This window comes from Paucibacter sp. KBW04 (assembly GCF_003852425.1).
Lineage (GTDB): Bacteria > Pseudomonadota > Gammaproteobacteria > Burkholderiales > Burkholderiaceae_C > Paucibacter_A.
Map to the genome: position 1 here is coordinate 2,202 of NZ_QAJN01000027.1, position 16,350 is coordinate 18,551.

Genomic DNA, 16,350 nt, shown 5'->3' on the forward strand with positions numbered 1-16,350 from the left:
GGCATGAACGCCACCGAGAAAGTGGTGCTGCGGGAATTGATCGACCGCATCCGCAAGGACGGCCGCACCATTCTCCTGATCGAACACGATGTGAAGCTGGTGATGGGCTTGTGCGACCGCCTCACGGTGCTGGACTACGGCAAGCAGATCGCCGAAGGCACACCGCAGGAAGTGCAGCGCAACGAGAAGGTCATCGAGGCCTATCTGGGCGCAGGCCACCAGAACCATTGAGAGAACAGGACCCGAACATGACAGCGAACAACAACATCCTGCTGGAAGTCAAAGGCCTGAAGGTGGCCTACGGCGGCATCCAGGCCGTCAAGGGCGTGAGCTTTGAAGTGCGCCAAGGCGAGCTGGTCAGCCTGATCGGCGCCAACGGTGCGGGCAAGACCACCACCCTCAAGGCCGTCACCGGCCTGCAACCGGTGGCCGACGGCGACATCCTCTTCATGGGCCAGTCGCTCAAGGGCCAGGGCGCTTGGGATCTGGTCAAACAAGGCCTGGTGATGGTGCCCGAAGGGCGCGGCACCTTCACCCGCATGACCATCACCGAGAACCTGCAGATGGGCGCCTACATCCGCAGCGATAAGGCGCAGATCCTGGCCGATATCGACAAGGTCTTCAGCATCTTCCCGCGCCTGAAAGAGCGCAAAGACCAGCTGGCCGGCACCATGAGCGGCGGTGAGCAGCAGATGCTGGCCATGGGCCGGGCGCTGATGGCCCAACCCAAGGTCTTGCTGCTGGACGAGCCCAGCATGGGCCTCTCTCCCATCATGGTGGACAAGATCTTCGAGGTGGTGAACGACATCCACCAGCAAGGTGTGACGGTGCTGCTGGTGGAGCAAAACGCCAGCCGCGCCTTGGCGCTTGCCAACCGGGGCTATGTGATGGAGTCCGGCCTGATCACGATGACCGGAGAGGGCAAGGCCTTGCTCAATGATCCTAAGGTGAGGGCGGCTTATTTGGGGGAGTGAGTTGACCCACAGGAAGAAAAAAGGCAGCCCGAGGGCTGCCTTTTTGTTTGTGCGGCGGCAAAGATCAGACGGGCTTGACCAATTTGGAGCGGGCCCAGGCGTCGGCCACGCGGCCGGGGGTGGAGCCTTCGCGCTTGACGCGGTCCAGCAGCTCGGCAACGCGATCACCGATGCGGCTGACTTCGGCCATCACGGCGGACTCTTCGCCTTCGTTGCGGTACTCGCGGGCCACGCTGACGATGCCGCCGGCGTTGACCAGGTAGTCAGGCAGATAGCAGATGCCGCGCTGCTGCAGGGCGTCACCGTCTTCCACCGTGGCCAGCTGGTTGTTGGCGGCGCCGGCGATCAGCTTGGCGCGGATGCCGGGAATGGTTTGCACATTCAGCGAAGCACCCAGGGCGCAGGGCGCCAGCACGTCCACATCGGCGCTGAGGATTTCCAACACGCCTACGGCTTGAGCACCCAGCTCGGCTTGGGCGCGCGCGACCTTGGCGGCGTCCACATCGGCCACCACCAGCTTGGCGCCGGCCTTGTGCAGGAACTCGGCCAGATGCCAACCCACGGCGCCCAGGCCTTGCAGGGCCACGCGCACGCCTTCCAGCGACTCGCGGCCCAGGTGCAGGCGCACACCGGCCTGGATACTCACGAACACGCCCCAGGCCGTCTTGGGGCTGGGATCGCCGCCGAATGCGCCGGCGCGCGGGATGCCGCTGACGTACTGCGTTTGGGCTTGCATGCCCAGCATATCGGCGGTGGTGGTGCCCACGTCCTCGGCGGTGATGTAAGCGCCTTGCAGAGACTCCACGGCGCGGCCGAAGGCGGCGAACAGGGCGTGGCGATCAAAGTGGCCGGCCGGCTTGATGATGACGGCCTTGCCGCCGCCGAAGGGCAGGTCGGCCAGGGCGTTCTTCAGGCTCATGCCTTGCGACAGACGCAGGGCGTCGTTCAGGGCCGCCAACTCGTTGTCATAGGTCCAGAAGCGGCAGCCACCGAAGGCGGGACCACGGGCGGTGCTGTGCACGGCCAGGATGGCTTTCAGGCCGGTCTGCTCGTCGGCTGCCAGCAGCACGCGCTCGTGGGCGGCTTGGCCGGGCAGGCCGAACAGGGAAGAGGGGAGGGAGGAAGCGGGGGCGGCCGCGAGGGCGCTGGCGAGGTCGGTATGAGCGTTCATGATTTTCGGTGATGCACTTGTGGTGCGGGGAAGAAAGGGCGGCTCGGGCGCTTGTGGAGCTCGAGTGCCGCCAGTGTAATTGCTGCTGCTTCGGGGCCTTCAGCTGGACTGGAAGCCGCCGGCTCTGAGTGTGATGACCAGGGTGTCCCGATGGCCATGTTCGGCCATGGGTTGAATGGGCGTGGTTTCGTGGATCACCCGCTCATCGTCCAACAAGAGCAGGGTCCAGGCTTGACCCATTGTGAAGCGCTGGCCTTGCGGGCCCTGTGCTTCAAAGACGCGCGACTCGCCGCCCTTGACGCCCTGACGGTCCACCAGAAACACCGCCACCAGATCGACGCCATCGCGGTGCGCGCCCTCGGGTGTAGGCCTGCCGATGCCATCGGTGGTGTCGATGCGGAACTGGTGGGCCTCGATGAACCAGGGCTTTTCCCCCTTCAGCCCCGAGGTGATGCGGGCCAGGCCCAGCAGCAGCTGAGTCCAGGCCGGATGCGCCAGCATGCGTTCGTCCAAGGGTTCGAACCAGCGCTCAATGCCGCCGTGCAAGGCGTTGTAGTCCAGCGGCTGCCAATGGGCGCGATGGGGCGCCAGGCGCAGCTGGCCTTGCTCGGCCACAAAGCAGGCGTGGCGGCGGAACCGGTAGCGGCCGCCGTCGCGCAGATAGGCATCGGGGGGCAGGTCTTGCCAGAGCGGCTTGAGTTCGTTCAGCGCCGCTACCTCGCAGCCCAGGGCTGCGGGCAAGCTGCTGGGGGCGATGACGGTATGCCCCATGGCCTTCAACTGCGCCTGGAATTCTTCGGCCGTGGCGTACGGCGGCTCGAACATCATGATGAGGATCTGACCTTGTGCTGAGGCTAGGCCGCGTGCTTGTCGGCTTCGGAGGTGAAGGAATCGGCAAAAAACTCTTCGGGCGGCAGGCCGCAAAGAGCGGAGAAGTCGCGCTGGGCCGATTCCACCACGATGGGTGCGCCGCAGGCATAGACCTGGTGGCCGCTCAGATCGGGCAGATCGGCCATCACCGCCTGATGCACAAAGCCGCTGCGGCCCGTCCAGCCGTCTTCGGCCTTGGGCTCGGAGAGCACCGGCACATAGCGCAGCTGCGGCAGGCTGGCCGCGGCATTCAAAGCCCAGTCGTGCAGATAGAGATCGGCCTTGCTGCGGCAGCCCCAGAAGAGCGTGACTGGGCGGGTCGAGCCCATATGCTGCATGCGTTCGATGATGGCCTTGATGGGCGCAAAGCCGGTGCCGCTGGCCAGCAGCACGATGGGTTTGTCGCTGTCCTCGCGCAGGAAGAAGCTGCCGAAAGGGCCTTCCATGCGCAGGATGTCTTTTTCCTTCATGGCGCCGAAAACATGGTCGGTGAACTTGCCGCCGGGCATGTGCCGGATATGCAGCTCGATGGCCGCCGGTGTGCCCAGATTGTGGGGCGCGTTGGCCATGCTGTAGCTGCGGCGCGCGCCATCGCGCAGGATGAATTCCACATACTGACCGGCGCGGAACTGGAAGTTCTGGGTGGCGGGCAATTGCAGCTTGACGATGGCCACGTCAGCGCTAGGCCGCTCCAGGCTCAGCACACGGCTGGGCAGCTTGAGGACGGGGTGCTCGCCCACGCCCGGCACTGTGCGGGCTTCGAGTACGCAATCGGTCTGCGGGGTGGCGCAGCAGGTCAGCACGAAGCCTGCGGCTTCCTCGGCCTCGGTGAGGGTCTTGGCCTGATGGGCCCCATGAATCACGCGGCCTTCCAGCAGACGGCTTTTGCAGGAACCGCAAGCCCCGTCCTTGCAGCCGTAGGGCAGGCCGATGCCGGCACGAATGGCGGCGCCCAGAATCGTTTCATCGCGCTCGACTTCGAAGACGCGAGCGCTGGGCTGCACGGTGATTTGAAAATTCATGGTGATGAGAGAAAGGAAGGAGGGCCCGGCAAAGAAAGCGGCCCGGCTTGTCGTACAAGGCGGACCGTAAACTGATGCGCTATTTTGCCTGAGCTTGTTCCATGCCCTTCTATTCCCCTATTGAGTCAAAACAAAGCAATACGCATCAAAAGCCTCGCCTCTTGATCGTGGGTTGTGGTGATGTGGGCTTGCGGGTCTTGCCGCGCCTGCCCCGGCATTGGCAGGTTTTGGCGCTGACCTCCAGCCCGGCGCGTTGCGCGGAGTTGCGGGCAGCCGGTGCCCAGCCCTTGGTGGGTAATCTCGACGATCCGGCGACGCTGCGGCGCCTGAGCGGCTGGGCCGATCGCGTCTTGCATCTGGCACCACCGCAGGGCAGTGGCGCTCAAGATCTGCGCACCCGTCATCTCTTGCAGGCCCTGAGCCGCGGGCGCGCGCCGCAACGCTTGGTCTATGCCAGTACGACCGGGGTCTATGGCAATTGCGCGGGGGCCAGGTTTGACGAGAGTCGACCCACGGCTGCGGCTACCGACAGGGCCAGACGGCGTGTCGATGCCGAGCAGCAGTTGCGAGCCTTCGGCAAAGACAAGGTCTGCCGCGTGACGATTTTGCGCGTGCCGGGCATCTACGCGGGCAACCGGATGGGCGGCCATCCGCGCGAGCGCTTGCAGCGGGGCTCGCCAGTCTTGCGGGCAGAGGATGATGTGTTCACCAACCACATCCATGCCGATGATTTGGCGCGTGCCTGTGTGCTGGCTCTGATGCGCGGCCCGGCGCAGCGGGTGCTGCATGTCTGCGACGACAGCGAGCTCTTGATGGGGGACTACTTCGATTTGGCGGCCGATCTTTGCGGTCTGCCGCGTCCGCCCAGAGTGAGCAGGGCGCAGGCGCAGCAGCTGATGTCGCCCATGCAGTTTAGCTTTATGAGCGAGAGCCGACGCCTGATCAATCGGCGCTTGAAGACTGAGCTGCGCTTGCGCCTACGCTACCCCCTGCCGCAGCAGGGCTTGTTGGCCTGATCGTTCAGCGGCGACGGCCGCTGCGCCAGTAGCGGATCAAGAGGTAGGCGCCCAGCATGCCGCCCAGATGCGCGAAGTGGGCGACGCCGCCCGTGTTGTTGAGGCCCAGCAGCAACTCCAATGTGCCGAAGATGGCGACGAAGTACTTGGCCTTCATCGGAATGGGCGGGAACAGGGGCACGATGATGCGGTCCGGGAACAGCATGCCAAAGGACAGCAGCAGGCCGAACAAAGCGCCCGAAGCGCCCACCGTGGGTGCGTTGGAACCCATCAAAAAGGTGACCAGCAATTGCGCCACGGCGGCGCTGATGGTGCTGGCGACCAGGATCTGGGTGTAGCGCTTGGCGCCCCAGACACGCTCCAACTCTGAGCCAAACATCCACAGGCCCAGCATATTGAAGAACAGATGCCACTCGCTGCCGTGCAAAAAGGCGTAGGTGATGGGTTGCCAGGGCAGGAAGTTGCCGGATTGCAGGGGCCAGAGTTCAAACCAGGGCTGCAATCCCGGCACCAAGAAGAAGATGCAGTAGAGGCCGACGCAGGCCAGCATGAACGCTTTGGTGACCGAAGGGATCGGGGGCATGAATGTTTTTTTCTCTATGCGCCGCCAAGCCCTCCAAGGCCTGGCCACGTCGTTGCAAAAGCGCAGTGTAAGCGCAAGCCGGACGTGGGAATTCCCCGAGAAGAGGGGTGCATTGGGTCAAACATATGGGCACTAAAGGGCGCAAGAGGGCGCAAAAAAACCACCTCTAGATTGCCTAGGGTGGTTTGTTGCAAGTCGTCCGTCAAAGCTTTGCAGATTCAAAAGAGACTTGATTTTCAGCGCGGTGAACTCCCATTTGGATGGTGCCCGAGGCCGGAGTCACAAGCGAGGTTTGATGCGGGCTTGCTGGGCTTTGGTTAACTTCCTTTATCCAAGCCATTCTGAGGGATTTGAGCTCGATTTTTGACTCAAGACGGTGGGAGTTTAGGCCCTGTCAGTACCCCCTCGTTTCAGTCATTCTTACTTGTGTTCTTCGCAGGGCTAGTCGAGGTTGTTTCTGGGGCGACCACCACGTTTGGTTGCACCGTTGGCATGGGAGTCGATCCATGACTGAATGTCAGCCCGCTTCCAACGAGGATGGCCAACACCTCTTCGCTTGGTAAGCCGGTAGGCTTTAGGGAAGCCGGGTGTCTTGGCCAACTCTTGGGTGACGTACTCCGGGCAGCAGCGCACCATTGCTCCGACGTCAGCGCTGTCAAGTAGAGAGTCAGGGTCTAGTCGGATCAGGATTTCGCGGGCTAAGCCTCGGGAAATAAGAGTTGCCAATTGCTGCAGATCAACTGCATCTGCAAGCGCGGGGCGCTTTGTTGGCAATTCTTTAGGTTCGTCCAGCATATGCAGCTCCACGCGATCGATTCGAGTCAATGAAGGCTCGGCGCGCGTCTTGGATCGGCACAGCACTAACAACTGCACGAGTGAGGTACAAGGCACTTTTGGGAGCTACATCATTGGATGGGCGAGGTTCTGTCCCTCAAGGTTGCTCAAAGGAGTAACCAAGGGACAGCAGCGCTGCGCCCCATGGGAACTGTAGGACCGGTCTTGAATTTGGTATTGATGAATTGTGTCGAAGATTCAGCGCTGATAAATTGTCCGGCCTTGAGCAGTTAACGATGACGCGCGCAGTGATTTTTGGTAGGAAATTGAGGCCAGTTGCTAGGGGTAGCATCCATGAATGAATGCCGAGGAATGGGGCCGGAATACTGACGTTTGAGCTGCCTGTGCGGCAGTGAACCTCGGGCGACCACAGGATTGAGGATTCGGTGACTTTTGAGCTGCCTGTGCGGCAGTCAACCACCAGCTCTGGTACGGTCTTGCGCTCGATCATTTCTGAGCTGCCTGTGCGGCAGTGAACATGGACTCGCGCGACCGCTATGGCATCGAAGATTTCTGAGCTGCCTGTGCGTCAGTGAAGGCCCGGGCGGGGCACCACTCTTCAATCTTCATTTTCTGAGCTGCCTGTGCGGCAGTGAAGGGTGGGCGGCAGCTTCAGGATGGGCGTGGCCATTTCTGAGCTGCCTGTGCGGCAGTGAAGATCAACGCCAAGCCGTTGGACCAACTCACGATCTTCTGAGCTGCCTGTGCGGCAGTGAAGGCGGTGATCACTTCGGAAATGTCGACCAGCTCTTTCTGAGCTGCCTGTGCGGCAGTGAAGAGCAAATCGGCCGCTGCAAGTGCCCCGTCTGTTTTCTGAGCTGCCTGTGCGGCAGTGAAGTTGTGGCGCACGTTGCAGGCGTGACCTTTGCTTTTCTGAGCTGCCTGTGCGGCAGTGAAGCCGGGGATGAAGCGGCTCTTGATGTCGATGAATTTCTGAGCTGCCTGTGCGGCAGTGAAGGTGCTCATGTCAGGCCTTGGTGATGTTGGAGATTTCTGAGCTGCCTGTGCGGCAGTGAAGACCACTCACAAGGAATACTCCAAGGCGTTCAATTTCTGAGCTGCCTGTGCGGCAGTGAAGGACCCGGTGCTCACGGTGGCTCGATCGATTGATTTCTGAGCTGCCTGTGCGGCAGTGAAGTCCGTTGTCCATGAAGCTGACAAGCTCGGGCTTTTCTGAGCTGCCTGTGCGGCAGTGAAGTGGTCCAGCGCGATTTCCATGGCGTGAGGGTATTTCTGAGCTGCCTGTGCGGCAGTGAAGCGCGGCCGAGGCGGCGTCTTGGGTGCGATCTCTTTCTGAGCTGCCTGTGCGGCAGTGAAGGCGCCGAGGAGGCGTTTGGCGACAGCGTAGGTTTTCTGAGCTGCCTGTGCGGCAGTGAAGGTGCCGGTGAGTTGCACAAAGCGCTTGATCTTTTTCTGAGCTGCCTGTGCGGCAGTGAAGGCTGCTGAGACGAAGCGGCGCGGGTTGTTCACTTTCTGAGCTGCCTGTGCGGCAGTGAAGCGCACGCCCCGCCGAAAGCGCAGCACCAGCAATTTCTGAGCTGCCTGTGCGGCAGTGAAGGGCCGCCTGAGCAAGAAGGCCGCGCGCCTGCATTTCTGAGCAGCCTGTGCGGCAGTGAAGGGGCACATGTGCAAACCGTGCCGCCTGGATCTTTTCTGAGCTGCCTGTGCGGCATTGAAGCTGTTGGCTAGTCTGACTCGCATCCAGCAGGATTTCTGAGCTGCCTGTGCGGCAGTGAAGCCGAAGCCGAAGGGCACAGGGATCGTGACGTATTTCTGAGCTGCCTGTGCGGCAGTGAAGATGTCAACCATGTATGCCGAGCCTTGCTCGTCTTTCTGAGCTGCTTGTGCGGCAGTGAAGGCGAGCTGATGGTGGCTGGCCAGGCCCTTATGTTTCTGAGCTGCCTGTGCGGCAGTGAAGAGCCGCATGCAGGAGCGTGGCGAGCTGGTGAATTTCTGAGCTGCCTGTGCGGCAGTGAAGGCGACAGCAATACCGCGAGGCTGGCCGGTGCCTTTCTGAGCTGCCTGTGCGGCAGTGAAGCATCACTGGCGCATACCAACCGGGGAAGATGCTTTCTGAGCTGCATGTGCGGCAGTGAAGCGTGGGGCGGGTGGTGGCATCAATGCATGAATTTTCTGAGCTGCCTGTGCGGCAGTGAAGTGTAGCCCTCGGGCTTGTCAGCCTTGTATTCGTTTTCTGAGCTGCCTGTGCGGCAGTGAAGTTGCCCAAACCAGCGAAACCTTTGACCACTACTTTCTGAGCTGCCTGTGCGGCAGTGAAGCAGGCCGAGCCGCTGAGTGATGCCGACAAGCTTTTCTGAGCTGCCTGTGCGGCAGTGAAGTTGCAGCTGAAGAAGAACGCGCTGGCCAAGCGTTTCTGAGCTGCCTGTGCGGCAGTGAAGGCGGAGACGAAGGAAGGCCTGGGTGCGGTGCATTTCTGAGCTGCCTGTGCGGCAGTGAAGCGGCAGCGTTCGCATGGCCGCTGGCAGCTGATTTTCTGAGCTGCCTGTGCGGCAGTGAAGAGGCACGCTGATTGAACACGCCGCCATTGAGTTTTCTGAGCTGCCTGTGCGGCAGTGAAGTCCAGCACATCGGTGAACTGCTTGCCTCGCACTTTCTGAGCTGCCTGTGCGGCAGTGAAGGTTTGTGGTGGACTTGAGTTCGCGATCTATCTTTTCTGAGCTGCCTGTGCGGCAGTGAAGTAGTAGCGCTGGTCGAAAGTATCCGCGGTGTATTTCTGAGCTGCCTGTGCGGCAGTGAAGAACAAAGCAGATCGACAAGACGCCGAAAGACTTTTCTGCGCTGCCTGTGCGGCAGTGAAGCAGGGCTTGCCAGGGTGCATAAATCTTGATGTTTTCTGAGCTGCCTGTGCGGCAGTGAAGGCCCGCTAGTCGCGGTTGGCGAGGACGGAGAATTTCTGAGCTGCCTGTGCGGCAGTGAAGCCAGAGTTCGGATCTTTGCGCCCGTAGTTGCATTTCTGAGCTGCCTGTGCGGCAGTGAAGGCCGCAATGCCGTGCAGGGTCTTATCGCTCCATTTCTGAGCTGCCTGTGCGGCAGTGAAGCGGCCCGCAAACTCACCGGTTGCGCCTGTTGGTTTCTGAGCTGCCTGTGCGGCAGTGAAGGCGCCCAGATGTTGCGCCGCCTTGTTCCTGAATTTCTGAGCTGCCTGTGCGGCAGTGAAGAACAATCAACATGCGACCGGCGAGTCGACCCATTTCTGAGCTGCCTGTGCGGCAGTGAAGCGCACCGAACGTGCTGACAAGGTGCCCCTGGTTTTCTGAGCTGCCTGTGCGGCAGTGAAGTCCGGCCGCGCGAGCCAAGTCCACCTGGGTCATTTCTGAGCTGCCTGTGCGGCAGTGAAGCGGCCGCCCACGGGTCGGCCTGCAGCGCGGCATTTCTGAGCTGCCTGTGCGGCAGTGAAGAAAAGGACTTGGCCGGCTGGCTTGAGGCGGGCTTTCTGAGCTGCCTGTGCGGCAGTGAAGCTTCTTCTTGACGATCTGGCCCTTGTCGTCGCTTTCTGAGCTGCCTGTGCGGCAATGAAGCTTCTTCTTGACGATCTGGCCCTTGTCGTCGCTTTCTGAGCTGCCTGTGCGGCAGTGAAGGTCGGCGGCCTGGCCGGCGTCCGCGAATTCAATTTCTGAGCTGCCTGTGCGGCAGTGAAGAGAGGCCCGGCGCCTGCGCATTGCTCGCGCAATTTCTGAGCTGCCTGTGCGGCAGTGAAGCAGCAGATCACGGGCGACTGTGGGGCTTTGCATTTCTGAGCTGCCTGTGCGGCAGTGAAGGTTCGGCCCCTTTTTCTCAAGCCATGCTCATCTTTCTGAGCTGCCTGTGCGGCAGTGAAGGGTGGTCACGCGGATATCGAGGTTTTCCACCGTTTCTGAGCTGCCTGTGCGGCAGTGAAGGCTAACCCCGTGCGCCTGCCGTCTAAGCAGATTTTCTGAGCTGCCTGTGCGGCAGTGAAGGACCCGTGTCAATAACTGTACGGAGCCCGGCATTTCTGAGCTGCCTGTGCGACAGTGAAGGGGATGTTCTCCCGATCGTCATCGTCCATGCATTTCTGAGCTGCCTGTGCGGCAGTGAAGGCTTTCGCCCGACATCTGAGCAGTCGGGTAGTTTTCTGAGCTGCCTGTGCGGCAGTGAAGTCGATGTCTGATGCCGCGCGGGCCACGTACCTTTTCTGAGCTGCCTGTGCGGCAGTGAAGACGCGATCGGCAATGCAATTGCCCTGCGGGTATTTCTGAGCTGCCTGTGCGGCAGTGAAGGAAAAGCGGTTCAAGAGCGTGGCCCGCTTGCAATTTCTGAGCTGCCTGTGCGGCAGTGAAGGGGAGCCTTGAGGGCGTCGATGCGGGCTTTTTTTTCTGAGCTGCCTGTGCGGCAGTGAAGGTGTGCTCATTTGAGATAGTCCTTTGCTGCAATTTCTGAGCTGCCTGTGCGGCAGTGAAGCACAAGCATGGTCAGGTCATCGGCGGCCTTCATTTCTGAGCTGCCTGTGCGGCAGTGAAGGGCGCGGGGAGTGCCTGCCGAACGCCCAGCATTTTCTGAGCTGCCTGTGCGGCAGTGAAGCCCTGACAGCTGGGAGGCAAATCCCTGGCTGTTTTCTGAGCTGCCTGTGCGGCAGTGAAGAGCGGCCATCCAGCGCGAGGAAATGGCTGTGTTTTCTGAGCTGCCTGTGCGGCAGTGAAGACATGCCAGCCCCAGTCCGGCAAAGGCTGCCATTTCTGAGCTGCCTGTGCGGCAGTGAAGACCAAGCGGTGACGCTATCGATGGCGGCATAATTTCTAAGCTGCCTGTGCGGCAGTGAAGTGGGGCGCTGTGCGTGATTGGCTGACCAGCAATTTCTGAGCTGCCTGTGCGGCAGTGAAGATCACGGGCAACCGGATCGGCAATTGCTACCATTTCTGAGCTGCCTGTGCGGCAGTGAAGGGTCTGCCAAGCGGCGTTTGCCGCCGATCCAATTTTTGAGCTGCCTGTGCGGCAGTGAAGTGCGCCCCATCGGCTGGAGCTACCGCGTTCATTTTCTGAGCTGCCTGTGCGGCAGTGAAGAGAAAACCGCCCACCGTGCGGGCCAGTTGGAATTTCTGAGCTGCCTGTGCGGCAGTGAAGTAAGGGCCATCAGGTCTACATGCGCCGCTTCTTTTCTGAGCTGCCTGTGCGGCAGTGAAGAAGAGCGGTGTGGGCGTCAACAGTGCCGTCAATTTCTGAGCTGCCTGTGCGGCAGTGAAGCATAGGATTGCCATTAAGGACTTCCCGCAACTTTTCTGAGCTGCCTGTGCGGCAGTGAAGCAGCAGCACGCGCTGATTGTGCAGATGGCCGATTTCTGAGCTGCCTGTGCGGCAGTGAAGGTGGATAACAGGGGGCTGGTTGAACCTCTTTAGTTTCTGAGCTGCCTGTGCGGCAGTGAAGTGTCAGCCACTCGGCCTGCTGGGGTGCCTTCTTTTCTGAGCTGCCTGTGCGGCAGTGAAGACAAAGTACGAGGCCGAGATCAGCATCAAGAATTTCTGAGCTGCCTGTGCGGCAGTGAAGGGAGGCCTGGGCCTTTGCCCAGTTCCTCAAGCTTTCTGAGCTGCCTGTGCGGCAGTGAAGCGGGCGCGGGTCAGGTCTTGCGCGACGTTCTGTTTCTGAGCTGCCTGTGCGGCAGTGAAGCCCGAGCGCGGCTTTGAAGCCGCGCATGTGAATTTCTGAGCTGCCTGTGCGGCAGTGAAGCTCAGCGTCGACACCGTCCAGCGAGCCGTGCATTTCTGAGCTGCCTGTGCGGCAGTGAAGGGTACTCCCCTGGGGCAACAGGCACACCATCTTTTCTGAGCTGCCTGTGCGGCAGTGAAGAGGCGCTGGAGCAGAGCGCGTCCGCAAGTTGATTTCTGAGCTGCCTGTGCGGCAGTGAAGCTTGCCAAGGGCGCGGCGCACGGTGTCGGGATTTTCTGAGCTGCCTGTGCGGCAGTGAAGCAGCTTCTTCGCCCACCGCTTCGACGCGTTGATTTCTGAGCTGCCTGTGCGGCAGTGAAGGCGGCGGCAAGGCAGTGGGCGGCGCACGCACATTTCTGAGCTGCCTGTGCGGCAGTGAAGTCTTCGTCCCACAGGTAACCGGCTTCAGAGTATTTCTGAGCTGCCTGTGCGGCAGTGAAGCCTTGTGTGCTGCTGCTCATACAGGTGATGTATTTCTGAGCTGCCTGTGCGGCAGTGAAGCGCAGCCGTTGCAAATGGACGGTCGGCGTGACTTTCTGAGCTGCCTGTGCGGCAGTGAAGAGCAATGCCGCTTTTGTGACCGAGGACGGTGTTTTCTGAGCTGCCTGTGCGGCAGTGAAGCAATCCGTCGCATCATTGATCTCCACGTAATTTTTCTGAGCTGCCTGTGCGGCAGTGAAGCGAAAGCCCGAGCGCCCGCCACCGCTGCGCTGTTTCTGAGCTGCCTGTGCGGCAGTGAAGCCTGGGTGCCAGCATGCACGTGGCCATTCTTCTTTCTGAGCTGCCTGTGCGGCAGTGAAGGTAGACGGTGTCTTGCCCGCCGATCGCGAGTATTTCTGAGCTGCCTGTGCGGCAGTGAAGCGGGAGTGCAAGTTCAATAAGGGGCTCTGGAATTTCTGAGCTGCCTGTGCGGCAGTGAAGCTGGGTTCATTGGTGGGCGCAGCGATTCTTGATTTCTGAGCTGCCTGTGCGGCAGTGAAGGCTGGCGGCCGGCAGCGCAGGCCTGGAGGTCTTTTCTGAGCTGCCTGTGCGGCAGTGAAGTCCGCATAGCCTGGGGACAGCCCTGACAGATATTTCTGAGCTGCCTGTGCGGCAGTGAAGTCGGTGCTGGCGGGGTCTCCGGTGCGGCGATATTTCTGAGCTGCCTGTGCGGCAGTGAAGTCTTGATGGCGTTGAAATACTCGGCTTTGAGATTTCTGAGCTGCCTGTGCGGCAGTGAAGAGTCTCCCTGGAGCTGTGGGTCGCAAGCTTCATTTCTGAGCTGCCTGTGCGGCAGTGAAGACCACCCACAAGGAATACTCCCAGATGTTCAATTTCTGAGCTGCCTGTGCGGCAGTGAAGCCGTGGGCGGCTTGGGGGTAGGCGCAGGGGAATTTCTCAGTTGCCTGTGCGGCAGTGAAGAAAGCAAAAGATCGCCCTAGGCGTGTTCAGCATTTTCTGAGCTGCCTGTGCGGCAGTGAAGGCCTTTTCCCCATGACGGGCCAATGGTTTCCCTTTCTGAGCTGCCTGTGCGGCAGTGAAGCTCGGCGCCAGCTTTGCCACTGCGGGGCTGCATTTCTGAGCTGCCTGTGCGGCAGTGAAGAGGTACTCCCCTGGGGCAGCAGGCACACCATCTTTTCTGAGCTGCCTGTGCGGCAGTGAAGAGCCCCCGGCGCACCTGGGTTCGCGTTCTTCCTTTCTGAGCTGCCTGTGCGGCAGTGAAGATGGCTGGCCATGCCCCAGGTGCTGCCCTTTGTTTTCTGAGCTGCCTGTGCGGCAGTGAAGCGCGCCCTGGCAAATCATCTATGGCGAGACCTTTTCTGAGCTGCCTGTGCGGCAGTGAAGTCATCCCGTTCACTCCGGTGTTGGTAGCGAGTTTTCTGAGCTGCCTGTGCGGCAGTGAAGACGAAGCCTCGGGCCCGGATGTATGCCAGCAATTTCTGAGCTGCCTGTGCGGCAGTGAAGAGAGCGGCCGCAGGGTCGATCCTGCCGCGGGTTTTCTGAGCTGCCTGTGCGGCAGTGAAGGGGTTGGTGAACAAGAAGGCGGCGGTGTTGTATTTCTGAGCTGCCTGTGCGGCAGTGAAGATGCCAACACCGAGAACTTCAGACCCGGTGAATTTCTGAGCTGCCTGTGCGGCAGTGAAGACGCTGCTGCTGCCTCGCAGCGTGAGCATCTTTTTCTGAGCTGCCTGTGCGGCAGTGAAGACGCGGTGCTGGCCTATGTGCCCAAGATCAGCTTTCTGAGCTGCCTGTGCGGCAGTGAAGCTGAATTCTTGGGCCGACGAATCCGGGCCGATTTTCTGAGCTGCCTGTGCGGCAGTGAAGGACAGGTGGCGGGAAGACCCACGTTATTGCTCTTTCTGAGCTGCCTGTGCGGCAGTGAAGGACCTTCCGCCAGCGCATCACCGACCGCTACCTTTTCTGAGCTGCCTGTGCGGCAGTGAAGTCATGGTGGTCTTGCCTTTGGAGTTTTTGTTTTTTCTGAGCTGCCTGTGCGGCAGTGAAGCAGCGCGTGAACTCGCTGCTGATCTCGGAAGATTTCTGAGCTGCCTGTGCGGCAGTGAAGGCGCTGCTCCTGCACCTTTGACGTTGTTCACTTTTCTGAGCTGCCTGTGCGGCAGTGAAGAAACGCCGTACCACCACCACGGCCGCATCAAATTTCTGAGCTGCCTGTGCGGCAGTGAAGTCAGGATAGGGGGGTGCGCTTTGGCAGACCCATTTCTGAGCTGCCTGTGCGGCAGTGAAGGCTCGCGGGCAGCGGCCAGGGCGGCGCTCTGCTTTTCTGAGCTGCCTGTGCGGCAGTGAAGGACCCCGCCGACCTCAGCGCCCTGGGCCAAGATTTCTGAGCTGCCTGTGCGGCAGTGAAGCGGCGCCTGGACACCCATCGGCCATCTGTACATTTCTGAGCTGCCTGTGCGGCAGTGAAGGAGGTCTACAAGACTCTGCTGACCGAGCTGGGTTTCTGAGCTGCCTGTGCGGCAGTGAAGTGCAGCAACAAGGGCCTGGTGGCCCTCAGCAATTTCTGAGCTGCCTGTGCGGCAGTGAAGCATGCCGAAGCCAGCGCGTAGCTGTCCGAGTTTTTCTGAGCTGCCTGTGCGGCAGTGAAGCAAATTCGTTTGATCTTGCCGCCGTTGTTGCCTTTCTGAGCTGCCTGTGCGGCAGTGAAGGCGAAGGCGTAGGCACGGGGGCCGCATCAACCTTTCTGAGCTGCCTGTGCGGCAGTGAAGAAAACCAAGCCGGGCCAATCCTGGGGCGTGATTTTCTGAGCTGCCTGTGCGGCAGTGAAGCTTGAGCACGATCTGGCCAGCGTCGGCGAAAATTTCTGAGCTGCCTGTGCGGCAGTGAAGATCAGCCAGGGCGTAGGCGCGGATGCTGGTTTTTTCTGAGCTGCCTGTGCGGCAGTGAAGGAGCTGGCAAAACGCTTTGAGGGGATCAAACATTTCTGAGCTGCCTGTGCGGCAGTGAAGGGGGCAGGCCTGGGCGCTATTGGCGGCAACAATTTCTGAGCTGCCTGTGCGGCAGTGAAGGACGCCCCTTGATGTGCTGGCTGACCATTGACTTTCTGAGCTGCCTGTGCGGCAGTGAAGCGTAAAAAAAGCACCCGAAGGTGCTTGTTTGCTTTCTGAGCTGCCTGTGCGGCAGTGAAGACTTTCGAATCTGAAGTGAAGTAGTTGTAGCATTTCTGAGCTGCCTGTGCGGCAGTGAAGATGGTGGATGGATTCCGTAAGCAGTGCCTCATTTTCTGAGCTGCCTGTGCGGCAGTGAAGGCGCTGCGCTGCGATCTGGGCGGGGCCTGACATTTCTGAGCTGCCTGTGCGGCAGTGAAGGAGCGCGATGCCCGCGCCGCCTTCGCTGAATATTTCTGAGCTGCCTGTGCGGCAGTGAAGCATCGGCTGCTGACAACTACGGCATCGGTACATTTCTGAGCTGCCTGTGCGGCAGTGAAGGCGCTGGCCCTGGCGCGCATAGTTGCCCGGCATTTCTGAGCTGCCTGTGCGGCAGTGAAGGTTGGCACCCAAAACGCCAGCGGCAAGTTGGATTTCTGAGCTGCCTGTGCGGCAGTGAAGGCAGCGGGCTTTGAAACCACTCGCTACAAAAATTTCTGAGCTGCCTGTGCGGCAGTGAAGCACAGTCGGGGCAACAAGGCCCACCGTGGACATTTCTGAGCTGCCTGTGCGGCAGTGAAGGACGCTGGCCGATGCGCTGGAGCGCTACGTGCTT

Annotated in this window: 7 protein-coding genes, 1 pseudogene and 1 CRISPR repeat array (1 of these 9 cut by a window edge); of the genes and pseudogenes, 3 read left to right on the top strand and 5 right to left on the bottom strand. The window is 60.7% G+C overall.

From position 1 onward, the window contains the following. Positions 1–231 (top strand): annotated as a pseudogene (locus DBR47_RS24285) (ABC transporter ATP-binding protein); the annotation flags it as partial. A gap of 17 nt (positions 232–248) precedes the next feature. Next, the gene (locus DBR47_RS24290) at positions 249–974 is read left to right on the top strand and encodes an ABC transporter ATP-binding protein (RefSeq protein WP_124455084.1); all 726 of its coding nucleotides are present in this window, start codon (positions 249–251) and stop codon (positions 972–974) included. 64 nt (positions 975–1,038) lie between these two features. Here DBR47_RS24290 and DBR47_RS24295 read toward each other — a convergent pair whose 3' ends face one another. From DBR47_RS24295 to DBR47_RS24305, 3 genes are all read right to left on the bottom strand, one after another. Then, entirely contained in the window at positions 1,039–2,145 is a 1,107-nt protein-coding gene (locus DBR47_RS24295) for a Glu/Leu/Phe/Val dehydrogenase dimerization domain-containing protein (RefSeq protein WP_124455056.1), read from the bottom strand. Between the two features lie 99 nt (positions 2,146–2,244). Then, on the bottom strand, positions 2,245–2,973 hold the full coding sequence (locus DBR47_RS24300) for a 2OG-Fe dioxygenase family protein (RefSeq protein ID WP_124455058.1): 729 nt from the start codon (positions 2,971–2,973) through the stop codon (positions 2,245–2,247). Between the two features lie 26 nt (positions 2,974–2,999). Next, positions 3,000–4,037: a CDP-6-deoxy-delta-3,4-glucoseen reductase gene (locus tag DBR47_RS24305; protein ID WP_124455060.1), complete on the bottom strand. Its 1,038-nt coding sequence runs from the start codon at positions 4,035–4,037 to the stop codon at positions 3,000–3,002. A 101-nt stretch (positions 4,038–4,138) separates the two neighbouring features. Between DBR47_RS24305 and DBR47_RS24310 the strand changes: the two genes are divergently transcribed. After that, positions 4,139–5,053 (top strand): SDR family oxidoreductase, encoded by a 915-nt coding sequence (locus DBR47_RS24310; protein WP_124455062.1) that lies wholly within the window; start codon positions 4,139–4,141, stop codon positions 5,051–5,053. Positions 5,054–5,057: 4 nt separating this feature from the next. Here the strand turns inward: DBR47_RS24310 and DBR47_RS24315 are convergent, their stop codons facing one another. Both DBR47_RS24315 and DBR47_RS24320 read right to left on the bottom strand, forming a co-directional pair. Beyond that, the gene (locus tag DBR47_RS24315) at positions 5,058–5,636 is read right to left on the bottom strand and encodes a rhomboid family intramembrane serine protease (protein ID WP_124455063.1); all 579 of its coding nucleotides are present in this window, start codon (positions 5,634–5,636) and stop codon (positions 5,058–5,060) included. 441 nt (positions 5,637–6,077) lie between these two features. Continuing rightward, positions 6,078–6,431 (bottom strand): AlpA family transcriptional regulator, encoded by a 354-nt coding sequence (locus DBR47_RS24320; RefSeq protein ID WP_124455065.1) that lies wholly within the window; start codon positions 6,429–6,431, stop codon positions 6,078–6,080. Positions 6,432–6,800: 369 nt separating this feature from the next. Continuing rightward, positions 6,801–16,350: direct repeats of the CRISPR family, unit length 28 nt; unit sequence TTTCTGAGCTGCCTGTGCGGCAGTGAAG (it continues 266 nt past the right edge of the window).

Coding starts and splice junctions, on each gene's coding strand:
- DBR47_RS24290 (WP_124455084.1), top strand. CDS start 249: ATGACAGCGAACAACAACATCCTGCTGGAAGTCAAAGGCCTGAAGGTG.
- DBR47_RS24295 (WP_124455056.1), bottom strand. CDS start 2,145: ATGAACGCTCATACCGACCTCGCCAGCGCCCTCGCGGCCGCCCCCGCT.
- DBR47_RS24300 (WP_124455058.1), bottom strand. CDS start 2,973: ATGATGTTCGAGCCGCCGTACGCCACGGCCGAAGAATTCCAGGCGCAG.
- DBR47_RS24305 (WP_124455060.1), bottom strand. CDS start 4,037: ATGAATTTTCAAATCACCGTGCAGCCCAGCGCTCGCGTCTTCGAAGTC.
- DBR47_RS24310 (WP_124455062.1), top strand. CDS start 4,139: ATGCCCTTCTATTCCCCTATTGAGTCAAAACAAAGCAATACGCATCAA.
- DBR47_RS24315 (WP_124455063.1), bottom strand. CDS start 5,636: ATGCCCCCGATCCCTTCGGTCACCAAAGCGTTCATGCTGGCCTGCGTC.
- DBR47_RS24320 (WP_124455065.1), bottom strand. CDS start 6,431: ATGCTGGACGAACCTAAAGAATTGCCAACAAAGCGCCCCGCGCTTGCA.